At 56.2% G+C, this 18,483-nt stretch carries 18 protein-coding genes; 7 read left to right on the plus strand and 11 right to left on the minus strand.

Annotated elements, in window-relative coordinates:
* Positions 1-65: 65 nt before the first annotated feature.
* From ppnP to QLQ17_RS06090, 8 genes are all read right to left on the minus strand, one after another.
* Positions 66-347: a pyrimidine/purine nucleoside phosphorylase gene (ppnP, locus tag QLQ17_RS06055; protein ID WP_283208645.1), complete on the minus strand. Its 282-nt coding sequence runs from the start codon at positions 345-347 to the stop codon at positions 66-68.
* Positions 348-412: 65 nt separating this feature from the next.
* Positions 413-745, minus strand: a complete 333-nt coding sequence (locus QLQ17_RS06060; RefSeq protein ID WP_283208646.1) for a Na+/H+ antiporter subunit G — start codon at positions 743-745, stop codon at positions 413-415.
* A 31-nt stretch (positions 746-776) separates the two neighbouring features.
* Positions 777-1,046, minus strand: coding sequence for a K+/H+ antiporter subunit F (locus tag QLQ17_RS06065; protein WP_283208647.1), 270 nt, complete (start codon positions 1,044-1,046; stop codon positions 777-779).
* Positions 1,043-1,531 (minus strand): Na+/H+ antiporter subunit E, encoded by a 489-nt coding sequence (locus QLQ17_RS06070; RefSeq protein WP_283208648.1) that lies wholly within the window; start codon positions 1,529-1,531, stop codon positions 1,043-1,045. The genes QLQ17_RS06065 and QLQ17_RS06070 overlap by 4 nt, the downstream gene beginning before the upstream one ends.
* A complete protein-coding gene (locus QLQ17_RS06075) occupies positions 1,531-3,048 on the minus strand; it encodes a monovalent cation/H+ antiporter subunit D (protein WP_283208649.1) in 1,518 nt (505 codons plus the stop codon). The genes QLQ17_RS06070 and QLQ17_RS06075 overlap by 1 nt, the downstream gene beginning before the upstream one ends.
* The gene (locus QLQ17_RS06080; RefSeq protein ID WP_283208650.1) at positions 3,045-3,410 is read right to left on the minus strand and encodes a Na+/H+ antiporter subunit C; all 366 of its coding nucleotides are present in this window, start codon (positions 3,408-3,410) and stop codon (positions 3,045-3,047) included. The genes QLQ17_RS06075 and QLQ17_RS06080 overlap by 4 nt, the downstream gene beginning before the upstream one ends.
* On the minus strand, positions 3,410-6,256 hold the full coding sequence (locus QLQ17_RS06085) for a monovalent cation/H+ antiporter subunit A (RefSeq protein WP_283208651.1): 2,847 nt from the start codon (positions 6,254-6,256) through the stop codon (positions 3,410-3,412). Before QLQ17_RS06085 ends, QLQ17_RS06080 begins: the two co-directional genes overlap by 1 nt.
* Positions 6,257-6,384: 128 nt before the next feature.
* Entirely contained in the window at positions 6,385-7,197 is an 813-nt protein-coding gene (locus QLQ17_RS06090) for a crotonase/enoyl-CoA hydratase family protein (protein WP_283208652.1), read from the minus strand.
* Between the two features lie 109 nt (positions 7,198-7,306).
* Here QLQ17_RS06090 and QLQ17_RS06095 point away from each other — a divergent pair, with 109 nt between their 5' ends.
* Together QLQ17_RS06095 and QLQ17_RS06100 are read left to right on the plus strand one after the other, a co-directional pair.
* Positions 7,307-9,361 (plus strand): NADPH-dependent 2,4-dienoyl-CoA reductase, encoded by a 2,055-nt coding sequence (locus QLQ17_RS06095; protein ID WP_283208653.1) that lies wholly within the window; start codon positions 7,307-7,309, stop codon positions 9,359-9,361.
* A 9-nt stretch (positions 9,362-9,370) separates the two neighbouring features.
* Positions 9,371-10,396 (plus strand): CNNM domain-containing protein, encoded by a 1,026-nt coding sequence (locus QLQ17_RS06100; RefSeq protein WP_283208654.1) that lies wholly within the window; start codon positions 9,371-9,373, stop codon positions 10,394-10,396.
* Here QLQ17_RS06100 and QLQ17_RS06105 read toward each other — a convergent pair.
* Both QLQ17_RS06105 and QLQ17_RS06110 read right to left on the minus strand, forming a co-directional pair.
* Positions 10,380-10,544 carry a hypothetical protein gene (locus QLQ17_RS06105; protein ID WP_283208655.1) on the minus strand — a complete coding sequence of 55 codons (165 nt, stop codon included), beginning with the start codon at positions 10,542-10,544 and terminating at the stop codon, positions 10,380-10,382. The two genes, QLQ17_RS06100 and QLQ17_RS06105, sit on opposite strands and share 17 nt — an antisense overlap.
* Before the next feature lie 128 nt (positions 10,545-10,672).
* Complete coding sequence (locus tag QLQ17_RS06110) at positions 10,673-11,674, minus strand: GlxA family transcriptional regulator (RefSeq protein ID WP_283208656.1); 1,002 nt, start codon at positions 11,672-11,674, stop codon at positions 10,673-10,675.
* A gap of 107 nt (positions 11,675-11,781) precedes the next feature.
* Between QLQ17_RS06110 and QLQ17_RS06115 the strand changes: the two genes are divergently transcribed.
* The 4 genes from QLQ17_RS06115 to QLQ17_RS06130 all read left to right on the plus strand — a co-directional run bounded on the left by QLQ17_RS06115 (position 11,782) and on the right by QLQ17_RS06130 (position 16,126).
* The gene (locus QLQ17_RS06115; RefSeq protein ID WP_283208657.1) at positions 11,782-13,584 is read left to right on the plus strand and encodes an acyl-CoA dehydrogenase; all 1,803 of its coding nucleotides are present in this window, start codon (positions 11,782-11,784) and stop codon (positions 13,582-13,584) included.
* Between the two features lie 66 nt (positions 13,585-13,650).
* Positions 13,651-13,911, plus strand: coding sequence for a hypothetical protein (locus QLQ17_RS06120; protein ID WP_283208658.1), 261 nt, complete (start codon positions 13,651-13,653; stop codon positions 13,909-13,911).
* Between the two features lie 142 nt (positions 13,912-14,053).
* Complete coding sequence (locus QLQ17_RS06125; protein ID WP_283208659.1) at positions 14,054-15,709, plus strand: methyl-accepting chemotaxis protein; 1,656 nt, start codon at positions 14,054-14,056, stop codon at positions 15,707-15,709.
* A 45-nt stretch (positions 15,710-15,754) separates the two neighbouring features.
* Positions 15,755-16,126, plus strand: coding sequence for a DUF4870 family protein (locus QLQ17_RS06130; protein WP_283208660.1), 372 nt, complete (start codon positions 15,755-15,757; stop codon positions 16,124-16,126).
* Here QLQ17_RS06130 and QLQ17_RS06135 read toward each other — a convergent pair whose 3' ends face one another.
* Positions 16,127-17,440, minus strand: a complete 1,314-nt coding sequence (locus QLQ17_RS06135; protein ID WP_283208661.1) for an MFS transporter — start codon at positions 17,438-17,440, stop codon at positions 16,127-16,129. It lies immediately after the preceding gene.
* Positions 17,441-17,615: 175 nt separating this feature from the next.
* Between QLQ17_RS06135 and QLQ17_RS06140 the strand changes: the two genes are divergently transcribed.
* Positions 17,616-18,464, plus strand: coding sequence for a 23S rRNA (adenine(2030)-N(6))-methyltransferase RlmJ (locus QLQ17_RS06140; protein ID WP_283208662.1), 849 nt, complete (start codon positions 17,616-17,618; stop codon positions 18,462-18,464).
* Positions 18,465-18,483 lie beyond the last annotated feature (19 nt).

Below are 18,483 nucleotides of genomic sequence, written 5' to 3' on the forward strand. Positions count from 1 at the left end.
TTGTCCCTCGTTCTCGCTTATTGGTTTTGTTGGAGAAGAGGGACTAATCTGCCACAGATTCTGGCTTACTGATAGGTGCAGAGATACGCCACGTCAACGTCGGCCTTGGCTTTAAAGCTTGCTTGCCCGGCTACTTCGAAATATTCGCCCGCACCATAGGTCATCCAGTCTTTCATGCCTGGAAGCAGAACGGTCAGAGCGCCGCTGAGCACGGTCATGGTTTCACGCTTGGTAGTACCGAATTCGTATTCGCCCGGGCTGATTACGCCAACGGTAGCGGGCAGGGTGTCCGCCTGAAAGCCAATAGACTTTGCTTTGCCATCGAAGTATTCGTTCACTTTTAGCATGGGTGGGCTCCTCGAAAATTTGGGTGGCCTACTATACGGGAATTTTATGCACTTCCAATGACAAATTACTGATCCCAGGTTCGGCCACGGGTTCCTTCCGTCGGTTCAATCTGCATGTGCATGGCTGCTTTGGCGATCATGTTGGCACTAATAGGCGCCGTGATGAACAGGAAAACCATGATCAACATCTCGGCAATAGCAATGCCTTCGCCGCGAGTACTGAAATACACCACCGATGCTAGAACGATTGCGCCAATGCCGACGGTCGTGGCCTTGGTTGGGCCGTGAAGCCGGGTGTAGAAATCCGGAAGTCGTGCCAGGCCAATGGCTCCGACCAGAGTGAAAAAGCCGCCGGTCAGCAACAGGAAGACCACGGCGTATTCTGCAATCTGACTCATGATGTCTCTCCGTCCGGGCTATTCATGGCGGTTACTCGATGACGCTGCCGCGTTTGAGATATTTTGCCAGGGCCACCGTACCAATGAAGCCCATGACCGCAATTAGCAGTGCCGCCTCCAGGTACATTCGGGTTCCGAGGGATATACCCAATAGAATGATCAGGCCAATGGCGTTGATGTACAGGGTATCCAGTGCCAACACGCGATCAGGCGCATCGGGGCCCTTGATCAGTCGATAGACGTTCAGCAAAGCCGCCACCACGACCATGGCGATAGTGATTTGAAGCGCAATGGTAATCATTTGAACATCTCCAGCAGGCGGCGCTCGTAGCGTTCGTGAATGTCTTTTATGACCTCATCATCGCTTTCCGCGTCTAATGCATGGATGAGCAGTAGTTTCTGATCGTCGCTGACATCAGCGCTGACTGTGCCCGGGGTCAGGGAAATGGTGCTGGCCAGAATGGTAATGGCCAGTGGGTGATCCAGAGTCAGTGGATAGGACACGAAAGCAGGCTTAGGGTTTCGTCCGCTCAAGATCAGTTTGGCCACGCTAACGCTGGCCAGCACGATGTCCATCAGTACGATGCCCATATACCCTGGAAGCTTCCAGGCACGGATGAAGGCAGGTCGCTCAGGCCAGAAACCGTGGGTGATCAGGGGGATGGTCCACGCCAGAACCAAGCCCATGACTACGCTCGCACCGGAAACGCCATCACTGAGGAACTGCCACACCACGAATAGCAGCAGGCTGAGATAGGGCTGAGGGAACGTCAGTTTGTCCAGCATTATTCTTCCTCCCCGATCATAGGAGTTTTCAGAACCTCAGTATACGCAGAGGGGTTGTGAAGCTGGGCGGCCGTGTCGTCCACATAGCGACTTATGGGTTCGGCCAGAATGACAATCACCACGCTCATTGCAATCAGGGCACTGGCAGACACAGTGACTGTACCGGTGAGTTTGCGGGTTTCCGCCAAATGGCCTTCCACGTTGCGCCAGAAGACAATGCTTCCTGCTCGGCTGTAGGCAATCAGCGTGAAAAAGCTGCCGATCAGTAGCACGAACCAGAGCCAGGTGCGGTCCGCGCCCGGTGACGCCGATTCCAGAATCATCAGCTTGGCAAAGAAGCCGCTCAGAGGTGGAAGGCCTGCGGCTGCCACCGCACCGATCATGAACAGGGTGCTTAAAAAGGTGCGGTTGCGCATGCGGGGAGCGGTAACGATCTGATCCTGAACACTGCCACGCTGGCCCGCGATCAGGTCCGCCAACAGGAACAAGCCACCAACCACCCATGTGGTGTTTAACAGGTAAAACAGGGCGGCCGAGGTGCCTTTCTCGGTGCTGAATGAAATCGCGGCCAGCAGCGTACCGACGGAAATGATGACCTGCCAGGCAAATAACTTGCGCAGGTTCGCCGCTCCCAACGCGCCGATGACGCCCATTGCCAGAGTGATCAGAGCCAGCGGGAACAACCAGTCCATGCCCAGCCCTGCCAGGTCGCCAGCCTCAGATCCGAAAATCAGGTTATACACCCGCAGAATGGCGTAGATGCCCACTTTGGTCATGATCGCAAACAACGCCGCCACGGGCGCGGTGGCGTTGGCGTAGGCTTTCGGCAGCCAGAAGCACAGGGGCAGTATGGCGGCTTTCAAGCCGAATACCACCAGCAGCATCATGCCGCCAGCCTTTACAATCGGTTGGTTTTCGGCAGCAACCTGAGGAATCTTCAGCGCCAGATCCGCCATGTTCAGGGTGCCGGTGACGCTGTAGATCATGCCGACGCTGATCAGAAAGATGGCGGAGCCCGCGAGGTTCAACACGACGTAGTGCAGACCGGGCGTCGTCCGATTCGTCCCCTCGCCATGCATTAACAGGCCGTAAGAGGCGATCAGCAGCACTTCAAAGGCCACGAAAAGGTTAAACAGGTCGCCGGTCAGGAAGGCAATGTTCAGGCCTAGTAGCTGGAACAGGAACAGGCCGTGGAACTGACGGTGATTCTCATCCGAACCGCCAAGCGAATAGATATGACAAAACAGGGCAAGTATCCCTGTTAGCACCAGCATCAGAGCGGCCAGCCGGTCCAGCACCAACACGATGCCAAACGGGGGTTCCCAGTTGCCGAACGCATACAGACGATAGGCGCCGTCGTCTGCAAGCGCCAGCAGCGTAATTGCTGACGCCAGGGTCAGGGCTGTCGTGGCAATGCCCAGCGTTCGTCGAAGGGCTACCGGGGCATAGCCCATGAAGGCTTGCAGGATGCCACCAAGCAGAGGAACAAGAATGGGCGCGGTAAGCCAATGATTCATGATTTGGCGTCCTCCTGCCCGTTCTCTTTGTCCGAGGAAGCTGATACTTGCCCGTCCACATGGTCGTCACTGTGGTCGGCCAGACTCCGGAGCGACAACACCACCACGAAGGCGGTCATGGCAAAGCCGATAACGATCGCCGTAAGTACCAAAGCCTGCGGCAGTGGGTCGGAATAAGTGTCTGCGGTACCAATGATGGGCTGCCCGCCGGTGGCGAGTCGTCCACTGGAAAACAGGAAGAGGTTGACGCCGTAGGAAAGCAGAGTCAGTCCAACCACCACGGGAAAGGTTCTTGCCCTGAGGATGAGGTAGACACCTGATGCGGTCAGGGCGCCGATAACGAGTGCGAATGCCAACTCCATTACTGGCCCTCCTCTTTGTTGTTGGCTGCTGACGGCTCCGTCTCCAGCGGTGCATCTGATCGTGACTTGATTGCAGAATGGGGCGACAGGCGGCCGATGCTGACAAGTGCCAGCAAAGTGGCACCAATAACAGCCAGATAGACGCCAAGATCGAACACCAGCGCCGAAGCCACTTCAAACTTGCCGACAACCGGCCATTTGATGTAATCGAACGTTGAAGTAAGGAACGGATAGCTGAAGGCAAAACTGGCTGCACCGGCGATCACGGCAAACAGCAGGCCGAGGCCGATCACATTGTGGTATTTCACGGAAATCCGGTCCTGAGTCCAGGACATACCGTGGGAAACGTACTGCAGTATCAGCGCAATCGCAGTGATCAGGCCCGCAATGAAACCACCACCCGGCAGGTTGTGGCCGCGAAGGAAAATGTAGACAGACACCATCAGAGCCAGGGGCAGCATGGGCCGTGCGATCTGCTGAAGCATCAGTGGGTGGGCGTCCCGAGACCAGCGATTGCCCAGGCCGTCGCTGGGTGGCGGCGTCAGAACAGTGTTTCTCAGCATGGCGTAGATGCCCAGTGCGGCGATGCCGAGCACGGTGATCTCGCCCAGGGTATCGAAACCACGGAAGTCCACCAGAATCACGTTGACCACGTTGGTGCCACCGCCGCCGGGCTTACTGTTCTGCAGGAAGAATTCGGAAATCGAACTGAAAGGCTGGGTCAGCATGGCCAGGGTGACCAGTGTCATGCCGATACCGGCCAACCCGGCCAGCACGATGTCGCGGAATCGACGTCCCGCAGACGATTCGACGGGTGTCCACGAAGGCATGTAATACAGCGCCAACATCAGCAGGACAATGGTCACGACTTCAACGGATAATTGGGTCATGGCCAGATCTGGCGCTGAGAAACGGGCGAACCCTAGAGACACCATAAGGCCAACCACGCTGAGCAGAATCAACGCGTAAAAACGGTTTCTGTGCATGGCTGCGGTAGCGAATGCGCAGACGATCAACACGCCAATGCCGATTAGCGTTGGCCAGTCGATAGGCGACAGCCCGTTCTCACCAATGGAAATGCCCAGAGAGGCCATCGGCACGATCGCGACAGCGATAACACTGACTACCAGCAACATGGCGTAGCGCTGCAAAGAACCGTTTTCAATGGCGCCGGTCATGCGGTTGGCGATGTCGGATGTCCGGCTGACAAACGCCTCGAAAATGGCCTTCTCATCGATTTCTTTGAACCGTTCGTGAAAGGCGAAGAATTTCTTACGTTGGGTGTACATGAACAGGCCACCGGCGAAGGCAACAAAGCTCATCAGCAGGGGCAAATTGAAACCATGGGCTACGGCGAGGGTGTAATCGGGAACGTTGCCGCCCAGAGTAGCTGACGCTGCAGCATACAACAGCGGACCAACGGAAAATGCTGGGAACATACCCACCGCCAGACAGGCGAATACCAGAATCTCCACCGGAATTTTCATGTACCGGGGAGGTTCATGAGGCGGGAAGATCGGTAGATTCTTGGGTCTGCCGTTAAAGAAAACGTCGTGGATAAAACGTGCCGAATAGGCCACCGCAAATATGCCGGCCAGGGTCGCCACCAGCGGTGGAAGGTACGCCCAGATGCCAGGCAAGTTGAGTTCGAGGGCCTCGGCAAAGAACATTTCCTTACTCAGGAAGCCATTCAGTAGTGGCACACCAGCCATCGAGCCAGCGGCCACCATGGCAAGCGTGGCCGTATGGGGCATGTAACGCCAAAGGCCGTTGATCCGTCGCATGTCCCGGGTGCCGGTTTCGTGATCAATGATACCGGCCGCCATAAACAAAGATGCCTTAAACGTGGCGTGGTTAATCACGTGGAAGACGGCCGCCACCGCCGCCAATTCGGTACCCATACCAAAAAGCAGAGTGATCAGGCCGAGGTGACTGACGGTGGAATGGGCCAGCAGGCCTTTCAGGTCGTGTTTGAACATGGCCACGTAGGCGCCGATCAACAGGGTGGCCATGCCGGTGAAGCTGACCATGTAGAACCATTGCTCGGTGCCGGCCAGCGCCGGGTAAAGACGCGCCATCAGAAAAATACCGGCTTTCACCATGGTGGCAGAGTGCAGGTAAGCCGAGACGGGTGTCGGTGCCTGCATGGCGTGGGGGAGCCAGAAGTGGAACGGGAACTGGGCGGATTTGGTGAATGCGCCCAGTAGAATCAGCGTGAGAGCGACAGGGTACATGCTGTGGTTTTTGATCAGCTCGCCCGACGCGAGCACATCGGCCAGTTCAAAGCTGCCGACAATGTCCCCGATCAGCAGTATGCCAGCCAGCAGGGCCAAGCCACCGCCTCCGGTGACGGCCAGGGCCATACGCGCACCGCGTCTGGCATCCTGTTTATGGTTCCAGAAACTGATCAGCAGGAACGAAGTCAGGCTGGTCAATTCCCAGAAAATCAGCATAAGCAGCAGGTTGCTGGACAATACGATCCCCAGCATTGAGCCTTTAAAACACAGCAGCATCGCGTAGAACTTGCCTATGTTTTCATGGGGCTTCAGGTAATAGCGCGCATACACGATGATCAGTATGCCGATGATCAGGATCAGCAATGCGAACAGCAGCGACAGGCCATCAAGCCTGAAACTGAAGGAAAGCCCCAGAGAGGGCATCCAGGCGAAACTGTTCTCAACGATGCCGCCGCTGGCCAGGGTCTTCCAATGAGGGAACAGTGCTGCCAGGCCGATGATGGCTGGCGTGGACGATGCTATGGCAATCGCCGTGCGGCCACCTTGCGCAAACAATGGTGCTGCCAGAGCACCCAGAAAAGGCAGTAAAACAACCAGCGGTAGCGACATCGCAACCTCTTTATTCGTTTTTCTTTCATGGATGGAGAGGCGATCAACGATCTGATCATACGTGGCCGGCGGAACAGGTCAAGACTGCCATGTAGCCAGCTGCAAGCCGTCGTGAGCTTGCGGGCAGATCAAAGACTTCTGCGATCCTGATAGGGCTTCTCTGGCTCGCCGGAATTGCGGGCGATGGCGATGCGTTGATTGGCGCGGCCGATCACTTTTTTCTGGAGTCGGGTTTCCCAGTCCAGGGCGACCTTGTCGGTGGCTGTCCAGGTTCGGTTGAACAACAGTTTGCTAGCTGCCACCGCATCGGGGGAGCGATTGGCCAGTTCTTCGGCAAAGGCTTTGGCTTCGGCCATGGGATCATCACAAACTCGGCTGACCAGCCCCATCTCACGGGCTTCGGCGCCGGTAAATCTTCGGGCCGTCATCGTCAGCTCCTTGGCCAGATCGATGGGGATCAGTTCCCGCAGGGTAACGCCCAGGCTCATGTCCGGGATCAGCCCCCATTTGCTTTCCATAATCGAAAACTCGCAGCTTGCGGTAGAGAATCGGAAATCCGCGCCCAGAGCAATCTGAAAACCGCCGCCGAAACAATAGCCGTGGGTAACAGCGATCACCGGGGCGGGAACGTCGCGCCACAGATAGCCCACGTCCTGGGCCAGGTTGCTGATCTTTCGGCCTGGCTTGAACAGAAGCTTCAGGAAGTTGGTGGGGTTCTTGGATACGGTTTTTACATCCAGGCCTGAGCAGAAGGCTTCGCCAGCGCCGCTGAGAATAATGGCCCGCACACTGCGATCTTTCTTAAGGGTTTTGGCGGCGTCGGCAATGGCCCTGAACATGGGCATGTCCAGACCGTTGTACTTTTCCGGGCGATTGAGCGTAACCATGGCAATGCCATTTTCAATACTGATCTTTACCCGGTCGGAGTTGGAGCTGCTCATAAGTATCGTTTCCGCGTCATACATTGGTCTAAGCCCGCTATGCTACCATGTTGAACCCTGATGAGAACGCCCGCTCCACTGAATGGAAAAAAGGACAAGAGAGACCAACATGTCGCAAGCCTATCCCAATCTTCTCAAACCACTGGATCTTGGTTTTACGGAACTGAAAAACCGCGTGTTGATGGGGTCCATGCACACGGGCCTGGAAGATCGTTTCTGGAATATCCACAAACTGGCCCGGTATTTTGCCGAACGCGCCGAAGGCGGTATAGGCCTGATGGTCACCGGCGGGTTTTCACCCAATATGGTGGGTCAGCTGTCGCCCTTTGCTTCCACCATGAACAATCGCGGAACGGCCATGCTGCACCGGCACGTAACCAGCGAAGTACACGATGCTGGCGGCAAAATCTGCCTGCAGCTGCTCCACGCCGGCCGGTACAGCTATCATCCGTTCAGCGTATCGGCGTCAGCGACCAAGGCGCCCATTACTCCGTTCAAGGCCAAGGCGCTGTCTACCAAAGCGGTCGATAAGCAGATCGACGATTTCGTCAGTGCCGCCAAGCTGGCAAAAATGGCGCGGTACGATGGCGTTGAGGTGATGGGCTCGGAAGGTTACTTCATCAACCAGTTCCTGTGCGAACGCACCAACAAGCGCAAGGACAAGTGGGGTGGCCCGTTTGAGAACCGGATGCAGTTGCCGGTGGAGATCGTGCGCCGTATGCGTGAGGCCGTTGGGCCAGATTTCATTATTATCTATCGTCTGTCGATGCTGGATCTGGTGGAAGGCGGCCAGACCTGGGACGAAGTGGTCAAGCTCGGCAAGGCTATCGAAAAGGCAGGCGCGACCATCATCAATACCGGTATTGGCTGGCACGAAGCAAGGGTGCCGACCATCGTGACGTCTGTGCCTCGCGGCGGCTTCTCAGAAGTGACGGCCAAATTTTATGGCGAGGTGGACATACCGGTGTGCACCACTAACCGGATCAACACGCCCGAAAAAGGCGAAGAAATTCTGTCGGGTGGCAAAGCCGACATGGTGTCCATGGCAAGGCCCCTGCTGGCGGATTCCGAATTTGTCCGCAAGGCCCAGGAAAACCGCAGCGACGAAATCAATACCTGCATCGCCTGCAACCAGGCCTGCCTGGATCACGTGTTCCAGTTGAAGCGGGCGTCGTGCCTGGTCAACCCCAGAGCCTGCCATGAGACCGAGCTGGTGCTTACCGTCGCCCCGGTCAGCCGTCGCGTTGCCGTGGTCGGTGCTGGCCCCGCAGGTTTGGCTGCAGCCACAACCGCGGCGAAGCGCGGCCATAATGTCACTCTGTTCGAAGCAGACGACAAGATCGGCGGTCAGTTCAACTACGCCAAGCGCATCCCAGGGAAGGAAGAGTTTTACGAAACTCTGCGTTATTACCAGCGCCAGATCGAACTGTTGGACATTGATCTGCAACTGAACACCCGGGTGGATGCTGATCGACTGAAGCAGGATGGCTTCGATGACGTGATTATTGCCACCGGTGTCAAACCAAGGACGCCCGGCATTGACGGTATCGATCATCCCAAGGTGTTGGGATATCTGGATGTTCTTCGGCACAACAAACCGGTCGGCAACTCCGTGGCCGTTATTGGTGCCGGAGGTATCGGCTTTGATGTCAGCGAGTTCCTGACACACGATTTCAGCCATCATCCTGAAGGTCAGCAGGCGGACTTCGAAGACTGGAAGGCCGAGTGGGGTGTCCAGCCAGATTATGAAGGGCCCGGTGGACTTGCCGAGCGCAAGCCGACTTCGACGCCGCGCAAGATTTACCTGATGCAGCGGAAAACCAGCAAAGTAGGCGGCGGCCTCGGGAAAACGTCAGGTTGGGTGCATCGCAACAGCCTGAAGCATCGTGACGTAGAGATGATCGGGGGATGCAGCTATGACCGCATCGATGATCAGGGGCTCCACATTACGCTGTCGGACAAAGAGGGTAAGGTAATTGAGTCCAGAGTTCTGGACGTCGACAACGTGGTGATCTGTGCAGGACAGGAACCCTTCCGGGAGCTGTTTGATGACCTTGCCGCCCAGGGTGTGAAAACGCATCTGATCGGTGGTGCCGACGTTGCCGAAGAATTGGACGCCAAACGAGCGATTCGCCAGGGCACCGAAGTGGCAGCAGGGGTTTAAGAAGGATTTATGGCGCTACTGATCGCCTTTGCGGTTTTATCAATTGGCTTTTCGTTTCTGTGCTCGGTGCTTGAAGCATCTCTGCTGTCAATCACACCCAGTTATATTGCGTCGCTTAAAAAAGAGCGGCCGAAACTGTTTGCGCGGCTCAGAAAACTGAAGGACGACATTGATGATCCGCTGTCGGCGATACTGACCCTCAACACCATTGCCCACACCATCGGCGCAACGGGCGTTGGGGCTCAGGTTGCGGTCGTCTTCGGTGAAGCGTGGCTGGGGCTTGCCTCCGGTCTTATGACCCTGGCCATTCTGATTTTTTCAGAGATCATCCCGAAGACCATCGGTGCTAAATACTGGCGCGGCATTGCTCCCTCTTTACCCACCATTCTGGGGGTCATGATCAAGGCATTGCTGCCCTTTATCTGGCTATCGAAGCAGGTTACCCGCAGGATCGGTTCGAGTGAGCCGGATACGGACATTCGGGCGGAAATCAGTGCGCTGGCAGAAATCGGAAGAGACCAGCAGGCGTTGGATAATGATGAACGCCGGATGATCCAGAACGTACTCAGGTTTCACGAAATCAAAGTAAGTAGTGTGATGACGCCCCGCACCGTCTGCAAAACCATATCCCCTGATACCTCGGTGGAGGCTTTTCGGGAAATGGTGAAGTCGGGGCCTTTTTCCCGGTATCCCATGCTGGACGAAGAAGGCGAGACTCTGGGCTACATTCATCGCAGTGACCTGATCGGCATCTCCGACGATACCCGGCTTAGCGACATACTTCGGGAAGTTAAGCGGGTTAAAGGCAATTCCAACATCGAGTTTGTGTTTGCCGATATGCTGCGAGAGCGGCAGCATCTGGCCGTTGTCTATGACGAACTGGGCACCTGGATGGGAATAGTGACGCTGGAGGACATATTAGAGACACTTTTGGGCACCGAAATCATGGACGAGACCGACAATGTGTCCAATCTTCGACGTTATGCGAAGCAGCGCTGGAGTCGACGACTCAGAAAACTCAGCGCAGACTCTTGAGCGCGTTTGAAATGGCGTCAGCTTCTGCTGTAAGCACCTGACACCGAAAAGGATTATCCTGCTGAATGGCGCGTTCAAGCTGCTTCTGTTTCATGTCGTACAGACGACTCAGAATGTCGGCTTGGCTCTGCTGAATGGGTGCGTTCATGGCTTTCTCTCCACCGAAAAACGGTATACGTCGCATAAACCTGTCGATGTTCTTTACACTTTGAGGCTCTAGCGGCCTTCTTATCCTGTTTGATGCATAACCTGAGCCAACGCCATGTGTGCTGGGTCTCAAACTCCGAAACGGGAACGATAGGCACCGGGAGCCAGCCCGGTGTGTTTGCGGAACAGGCGGCTGAAGGAACTGACGTCATCGTAGCCAACCCGCTGTGTAATGGTTTCAATCGACGCCCGGGATTTTTCAAGTTCCTGCCTGGCGGCTTCGATTCTGAGAATTTGCAGGTAGCTGGTGGGCGTGTCCCCGGTCGCGGCCTTGAAACGGCGAATCAGTGATCGCTCGGTCAATCCGCTTAAAGCGGCCAGGGAGTGCAGGCTGATGGGCTCCGGGTAATGTTGGTCCAGCCATTCCTGCAGTTGAAGTACTGCCTGATCCGAATGGTAGCGGCGGGACTGCATCGCCGAGTAGGGCGCCTGACTGGTCCGGCCTGCATCAATCACAAACGATTTAGCCAATTCCCGGGCCGTCTGAGTGCCGGCGTAGCGCTCGACCAGATAGACTCCAAGATCCCACCAGGCCATGCCCCCGCCTGCACAGGCGATAGGCTCATCGACGGTCATCAGCTTTTCAGGCTGCAGGTTTACCCCTGGATAGCGCTGTCGAAACTGCTGACTAAACCCCCAGTGGGTGGTGGCCTGGCGACCATCGAGCAGGCCCGCCTCAGCGAGCAGGAAAGCGCCGGTGCAGTTACTCGCCAATCTGACCGAGCCATCATTCTGAAGGTCAGATCGAGAGAGCCAACCGATGAGCGCCTGATTGTCCGCCAGTACCTGACCGATCGGGGCGCCAATGGTCGGGATCATGACTAGGCTGGATCGTTCGAGTGATGCATCCTCCAGCGCCCCGTCTGGCATCAAAGTGATGCCGTTGATGCAGCGAAACGGCTGCCCGTCAGCGGTCAGAAGGCGTGTGGTGAAGCGGGGTTCCGGTTGCTGTCCATGGATGCGAGCCCAGGTCACACCGGCTAGCCTGAACAGGTCAATGATTCCCGTGATGGCGCTGGCCAGAGCGCCGTTGAAACCGATGATGGAGACTGTCTGCATAGTCTGATTCAAAGCATTGCCTGCTTAAATGTCAATTTTGGCCATGATTATGTCATAAACGCCGGTTTGCAGAGAACACAACCTGTGAGAGGCTAGCGGCAATCAACAGGAGACCCCACATGACCGATATTCTGATCGATCGCCGTGATCTGGCATTTCAGCTTTATGAAGTATTTGATACCGAGAGCCTGAGCGAGCGAGAGCGTTTCAGTGAGCATAATCGCGAAACGTTCGACGCGGTTATCGAGACCGCTGACAAAATCGCGCGGGAAAAATTCGCCACCCACAACTCCCTGGCCGACAAAGACGAACCAAAATTTGTGGATGGCAAGGTTGAGATGCTTCCTGAGGTGAAAGAAGCCTTCGACGCTTACGCAGACGCGGGCTTTATCGCCGGGCGCTACGATTATGAATTGGGGGGGATGCAGCTGCCAGAATCCGTGATGGCCGCCTGCAACGGATTCTTTACTGCAGCCAATCCAGGAACGGCGGGTTACCCGTTCCTGACCACGGCCGCCGCTAACTTGATCCGTGTTTTTGGCAATGAGCAGCAGAAGTCCACATACCTGCCGCACATGCTGAGCGGCCGCTTCAGTGGCACCATGGCGCTCACCGAACCCCATGCCGGTTCCTCGCTGGCGGACATTCGCACCTCCGCGACGCCGACCGATGACGGGGACTATCTCATCAAGGGCGCCAAGATCTACATTTCTGGTGGCGAGCAGTCCATTACCGACAACATCGTTCACATGGTCCTGGCCAAGATCAAAGGCGCGCCCGCCGGCGTAAAGGGTATCTCGCTGTTTATCGTGCCCAAGTATGTGGTGGACGAGGATGGTAACCCGACCGAACGCAACGGCGTGAACCTGGCCGGGTTGATCCACAAGCTGGGCTATCGTGGCACCACCTCCACCGCGCTGAGTTTCGGGGACGATGCTCCGTGCCATGGCTATCTGGTGGGGGAGCCTCATCGGGGACTGAAGTACATGTTCCAGATGATGAATGAGGCCCGCGTTGGCGTAGGTTTTGGCGCGGCTCTGATTGGCTATCGTGGTTACATGCACAGCCTGGAGTACGCGAAAGATCGTTTGCAGGGGCGCAAAGCGTCTGAGAAAAACCCGGAAGCACCGCAAATTCCGATCATTGAACACGCCGACGTACGGCGCATGTTGCTGGCCCAGAAAGCCTACAGCGAAGGTGGTCTGGCGCTTTGCCTTTATGGTGCCCGTCTGATGGACGATCAGCACACCCATCCAGACGAACAGAAGCGCATGGAAGCGGGCAAGCTGCTGGACCTTCTGACGCCAGTCATCAAGGCCTGGCCTTCCGAGTACGGCCCTAAAGCCAATGATCTGGCTATTCAGGTTTATGGCGGCGCTGGCTATACACGGGAGTATCCGGTGGAACAATGCTGGCGTGACAACCGCCTGAATCCGATCCACGAGGGCACCAACGGCATCCAGGCCCTGGATCTGCTGGGCCGCAAAATCTGGCAGGATCAGAGCCACGGTTTGCAACTGTTGATGCAGGAAATGCAGGTGGACCTGGAAGCAGCAACCAGCGAGCGCTGCCAGCAATGGGCTCTGTCATTAAGCGAGACACTTCAACAGGCTGTGAAGGTGACCCAAGGCCTTGGTAAATCACTGATGTCAGAAGACCCAGACCGGGTGTTGGCCAACGCCTCCTGTTACCTGCATTTGTTCGGACATATTGTGGTGTCGTGGATGTGGCTGCGCCAGGCTAACGCAGCAGCGCAGGCGCTGAGCTCGGCCAACAGCGATGACGAGCGAAACTTTTATCAGGGCAAGCTTCAGGCCGCCCAGTACTTCTTCCACTGGGAGCTTCCAACGGTGGCTCAGGATCTTGTGCTGCTGAGGAATGAGGACGACACCTGCCTGAACATGAAAGCAGACTGGTTCTGATAGCTGGCGAACCAGCCGAAACTGAACCAGACTTGAGGGCATGCCAGTCGCTAGCGGGTGTTTGTCATGTCCTCATTGTCTTCAGATGGCGCCGGCCAGCCGGTTTCCTGTGAAATACAGACGTTGCTCAGGCAATATCTGACCTCTTCTCAACTGGCTGAAATTGTCTATCGAGACGATGCCGGACAGATCCAAACCACACACGATGTTGTCCGCGACCTGTTCAGTCGGGCGGGTCAGGACTTTATTTACCTCAGCCGTGGACAAATGCTGCGGCTGGATCATGTCCTTACTCTTGACGGTCGCCTGATTGGCGGTGGCTACTGATAGCACCTGAAATCTGAATGACGGGTAAATCGCGTTCTGAAACTGTTGAACTAAAGTACGACCCTGGAGCGATCCAAAGGACGGGTTTTGAGCCCAGAGACTGCTAAACTCCTGAAAGATGCATTTATTCAGTGAGGTGCAGATGGGATTGCTTAGTCAGTCGATGATCCGGAGTGGTGTCCTGCTTGGCGTTGCGACCTTGGTCGTTGCCGCACTGCTTTCCTATTTTTACGGCCTGGACTGGGTGTCGGTGAGCATCGGCGTCCTGATAGGCCTACTGGTTGCCGGCGGCAGCATGATGCTGCGGGCGCTCATTCCTCTGGAAAATGCTCTTCTACGCTTGAACGACGGCACCCTTGAGCCTGACGACCCCATGGCCGATACGCTGAAGCCCGCCATGGAAAAGGTCAGGGCAGGCGACGTGCTTATGGACTCGCTGTCTGGCACGGCGGACGAAAACGCCGTATCGGCGGCCCGGGTATCCTTCGCTGCAGACGAGCTCAAGCAACGCCTGGACGAGCAGGTTGAAGAGGTCAGCCGGATTAGTAATTACGCTGGCCAGATCACCGAGACGGTGCAAGAGTCATCAGAGCAGGCCAGTGATGCCTCCCGGCTGGCCAGCGAGACCAGCCAGGCCAGCGAGCAAGGTCGGGAAGCGCTGCGCAGTGCCATCGACCGGGTGCGCCATATCCACGAAGAATCGATGCAGAACCTTAGCCTGATTCAGGCGCTTAATGAAAAATCGAATCGGATTCAAAACGTTACTACCACTATCCAGACCATTGCTGAACAGACCAACCTGCTGGCGTTGAATGCCGCCATAGAAGCAGCAAGAGCCGGAGAGCAGGGGCGCGGGTTCTCGGTCGTGGCAGATGAAGTGCGCCAACTGGCTGCTCGCACTGCCGAGGCAACCAAGGACGTAGAAACGACTCTGACCGAGGTGCGAACAGATACCACCCATATTCTCGAACGCATCGAGCAGCTGGGGGAGGTGGTTGAACAGGGTCTGGAATCCGTGGAATCGGTGGGACAGCAGTTGGACCAGATTTATGACCATTCCGGCCAGTTGAATCAACAGGTCACTCAGATTGCGGAAAAGGGAGAATCCAACAGCGAGCAGCTCAAGCAGATGTTTTCTGCCATCGAAACCATGAGTGCGCAGATGCGTGAGAGTGACGAGCGATTGGCTTCTCTGGCGGAAATGTCGGCTCTATTGATGGAACTGGCCGAAAAAAGTAATGCGACTTTTGCCCTGCACAGTGACAATAGCTATCACAGGGCTTTCTATGAACAGGCCCGTCGGGGCGCGGATGATATTGGGCGGTTGTTCGAGACCGCCATTGAATCGGGTGAAATCACCGAGCGGGATCTTTTTGACGATTCCCGCACTCCGATTCCCAATACCCATCCACAGCAGTACTCCTCGCGGTTTGATGACTTCACGGATCACCGTCTGCCGGAAATTCAGGAAGCTGTTAAACGTTTTCATCCATCCATGGTGTTTGCGATTTCCACTCGCCCCGACGGCTATGTACCCACGCACAACAAGGAGTTTGCCAATCGCCCAGTCGGTGATCCGGAGGTGGATCTGGTCAAGAGTCGAAGCAAGCGGCTGTTCAATGACCGCACAGGCAGACGCTGTGGGAGCCATACCCAGGATATGCTGTTGCAGACTTATCGCCGGGACACCGGAGAAATCATGCACGATTTGTCAGTGCCGGTTTACGTGAATGGGAAACACTGGGGAGGATTCCGATTGGGATACCGTCCTCAAGAGGGACATTCTGTACAGAACTGAGACGCGTTATAGTCAGGCACCTATTTGCCTGGGAGGATCAGGACATTGGCTGAACATGAGTACATACCGGCTGACAGCAATCCCGAAAACCGCCGTAAGGACCCTATGCGCAATCTGGCGGTGGCGGTCTATATTCTCCAGGCTCTGTCTTTTTTTGTCGGTGGTGTTACCGGACTTGCGGGCGTCATCGTTAACTACATCAAACTGGATGATGTTCGTGACACCTGGATTGAACCCCATTTTCGTTGGCAGATTCGCACCTTCTGGATTGGGCTTCTATGGGGGGTGATCGGCTTGATGACTATCTTTATTCTAATCGGCTGGCTGATACTGCTTGCCATCTCGATCTGGGTCATTTACCGCATTGTAAAAGGCGCGCTGGCCCTGAACGACGGGTTGCCGCCAGAGCCGCTCTGATCATTCGTTGGTCACATCTTTGAGCCGTGTGGCGCTGATGGCGCCAGCCAGGCCCATCAGTCCAAGTGTGAAGATGACGGCCACTTCGGATATCAGAGAAATGGCGGCGGTCATGGCACCGGTCAGCAACAGAATCACGCCAATGACCGTGTTGCTAACGGACGTGTAGTCGGTTCGCTTGTTGCCGCCAGCCATGTCGACCAGGTAAGTTTTTCGCCCAAGCCGAACGCCTGCATGTGCAATGCTCAGCACGAAAAAGCCGAACGGATAGAACCAACCCACCCAGCTTGCGTCGCCCAGTATCCATGCCACCATGCCAACGACCAGACAGGCACCGCTGGCAATCAGCGCGCCGCGAATCATGACCGTGCGGCTGGATGCATCAGCCATCCAGCCCCAGACACTGGCACTGAGCGAACTGGCCAGGCTGCTGGCCAACAGAAACACTCCGAGCAGCCAACCACTGTCATTGGATGTCTGGGCCAGCACCACGAAATAGGGTGCCGCCAGTGCGGAGCAAAGTAACAGCGCGCGGGTGATGACGAAATGTCGAAAGGGTGCATCGTCACGCAGCAGCGAGAGGCTTTCAATGGCCTGAGTCAATGCACTGCCACCGCCCCCGGTTTCACCGGCATATTCGTCCACCGAGGCAAAGAGAACCCCGGCAATCACCCAGAGACTTGCCGCCAGTATCAGAAGCACTGCGTAAAACCCGATGCCTGGATCACCGCGATCAAAAAACAGAATGGCCGTCAGAATCACGGTGAGAGTGCCGCCGATGGTGGAAGCCAACCCGGATAACCGGCCCCGGCGCTTTTTCGGAATGCACTTGCCCTGTACATCCTTCATCGAAACCGAGCAGAATCCACGCGCCAGCGAGAAAGCAATCAGTGCCGCCACAACGCCAGCACCGGCTGGGTAGCCCTCCATAAACCAGACACTGGCAGCCATCGCAAGTACACTCACAGCCTGGCCGATACTGCCCAGTGTCCAGAACCATTTGCGCACCGGCTTCTTGCGAACCCATGCGCCGATGACCATCTGCGGAATCATCGAGCCGGATTCGCGAATCGGCACCAGCCAGGCGACCAGAGCAGGGGCGCCCACGGCGCTGACCATCCATGCCAGAACCGTCTTGGGGTTGACCAGAAGGTCGCCCAGCTTGGTCAGTACGTTGCTGGCAAGAATCAGAAAGAAATTCCTGGGTACTTCGCGGCAGGCCTGCTCAGGAATGTCCGCGCAGGCACGAGCGTCTTCCTCGTTGGCGATGAGGTTGTAGAGCTGTTCAATGGTTTCGGGGTTCTTGTTGGCCAAACCGGTATCCTCAGGGCATTTTTGAAGCAAGGATAACAGTGGGGCTGGCTATCCCTGAACCCCGAATTACGCAGAGGCCGTCCAGCCAGAGCACGAGTTTGCGCGTAATGGTCGCGGGTGCTTGCCTAATGGGATGGCCTGGTGCCCAATGGGCGATCATTTCACGGAGGCGACTATGCTGAGTTATCTACACGGGTTTCATGCGGGTAATTTTGCAGACATTCAGAAGCATGCCGCACTGACACTTGTGCTCAGGATGCTGCAGGTAAAGCCGTCTGCCATCGCCATGTTTGATACCCATGCCGGCAGTGCCAGCTACCATCTTGATGATGAAAGGGCTCGCAAAACAGGTGAGTCAGACAGTGGTATTCAGAAGGTGTGGCAGTTCCGATCGCAGCTGACGTCCGATGACTGGGCTGGGTTGCTCGAACCTCTTACCTCGGTAAATTCTGGTGACCCCGGAGATCGGGTCAAAATCTATCCGGGATCACCCGCATTGATGCATCATTACCTGAGAGAGCAGGATCAACTCTGTGCCTGGGAACTGCATCCCTCCGAGGGGCAGTCTCTGGCAGATTGGGCGGCCAACAGGAAAGGCGTAAGAGTTATTCAGAAAGATGGCCTTGGCGGCCTGATTGGCCGACTGCCACCTGCCCAGCCCAGGCTTCTGGCGCTGATTGATCCGTCCTATGAGGTCAAGCAGGACTACGAATCCGTCGCGGAGACGCTGATCCGCGCCTGGAAGGCCTGCCGCCATGGGGTTTTCATGATCTGGTATCCGATTCTGCCCAGTGCTGCCTATCGCACGTTGAAACAAGCGATCGTAAGCAGCCCGATTCGGAAGGTTTATTGTCATGAGGTCAGGCTTGAACAAGTGCCCGAGCGCGGCATGCAGGGGTCCGGGTTGTTGGTTGTAAACCCACCCTGGGGGTTTGATGAACGCTTGAACAGGATGATGAGTGAATTATCCGGGGCGGAGGCCCCCGACATGTCTGTGTCGGATGAATGGCTGGTTCCGGAATAGCAGGATTTAGGGAGTAAAC

It is taken from the genome of Marinobacter sp. CHS3-4, assembly GCF_030053415.1.
GTDB lineage: Bacteria > Pseudomonadota > Gammaproteobacteria > Pseudomonadales > Oleiphilaceae > Marinobacter.

Excerpts from the sequence above, each read along its gene's own strand:
- ppnP (WP_283208645.1), bottom strand. The coding sequence starts at position 347 with ATGCTAAAAGTGAACGAATACTTCGATGGCAAAGCAAAGTCTATTGGC.
- QLQ17_RS06060 (WP_283208646.1), bottom strand. The coding sequence starts at position 745 with ATGAGTCAGATTGCAGAATACGCCGTGGTCTTCCTGTTGCTGACCGGC.
- QLQ17_RS06065 (WP_283208647.1), bottom strand. The coding sequence starts at position 1,046 with ATGATTACCATTGCGCTTCAAATCACTATCGCCATGGTCGTGGTGGCG.
- QLQ17_RS06070 (WP_283208648.1), bottom strand. The coding sequence starts at position 1,531 with ATGCTGGACAAACTGACGTTCCCTCAGCCCTATCTCAGCCTGCTGCTA.
- QLQ17_RS06075 (WP_283208649.1), bottom strand. The coding sequence starts at position 3,048 with ATGAATCATTGGCTTACCGCGCCCATTCTTGTTCCTCTGCTTGGTGGC.
- QLQ17_RS06080 (WP_283208650.1), bottom strand. The coding sequence starts at position 3,410 with ATGGAGTTGGCATTCGCACTCGTTATCGGCGCCCTGACCGCATCAGGT.
- QLQ17_RS06085 (WP_283208651.1), bottom strand. The coding sequence starts at position 6,256 with ATGTCGCTACCGCTGGTTGTTTTACTGCCTTTTCTGGGTGCTCTGGCA.
- QLQ17_RS06090 (WP_283208652.1), bottom strand. The coding sequence starts at position 7,197 with ATGAGCAGCTCCAACTCCGACCGGGTAAAGATCAGTATTGAAAATGGC.
- QLQ17_RS06095 (WP_283208653.1), top strand. The coding sequence starts at position 7,307 with ATGTCGCAAGCCTATCCCAATCTTCTCAAACCACTGGATCTTGGTTTT.
- QLQ17_RS06100 (WP_283208654.1), top strand. The coding sequence starts at position 9,371 with ATGGCGCTACTGATCGCCTTTGCGGTTTTATCAATTGGCTTTTCGTTT.
- QLQ17_RS06105 (WP_283208655.1), bottom strand. The coding sequence starts at position 10,544 with ATGAACGCACCCATTCAGCAGAGCCAAGCCGACATTCTGAGTCGTCTG.
- QLQ17_RS06115 (WP_283208657.1), top strand. The coding sequence starts at position 11,782 with ATGACCGATATTCTGATCGATCGCCGTGATCTGGCATTTCAGCTTTAT.
- QLQ17_RS06120 (WP_283208658.1), top strand. The coding sequence starts at position 13,651 with ATGTCCTCATTGTCTTCAGATGGCGCCGGCCAGCCGGTTTCCTGTGAA.
- QLQ17_RS06125 (WP_283208659.1), top strand. The coding sequence starts at position 14,054 with ATGGGATTGCTTAGTCAGTCGATGATCCGGAGTGGTGTCCTGCTTGGC.
- QLQ17_RS06140 (WP_283208662.1), top strand. The coding sequence starts at position 17,616 with ATGCTGAGTTATCTACACGGGTTTCATGCGGGTAATTTTGCAGACATT.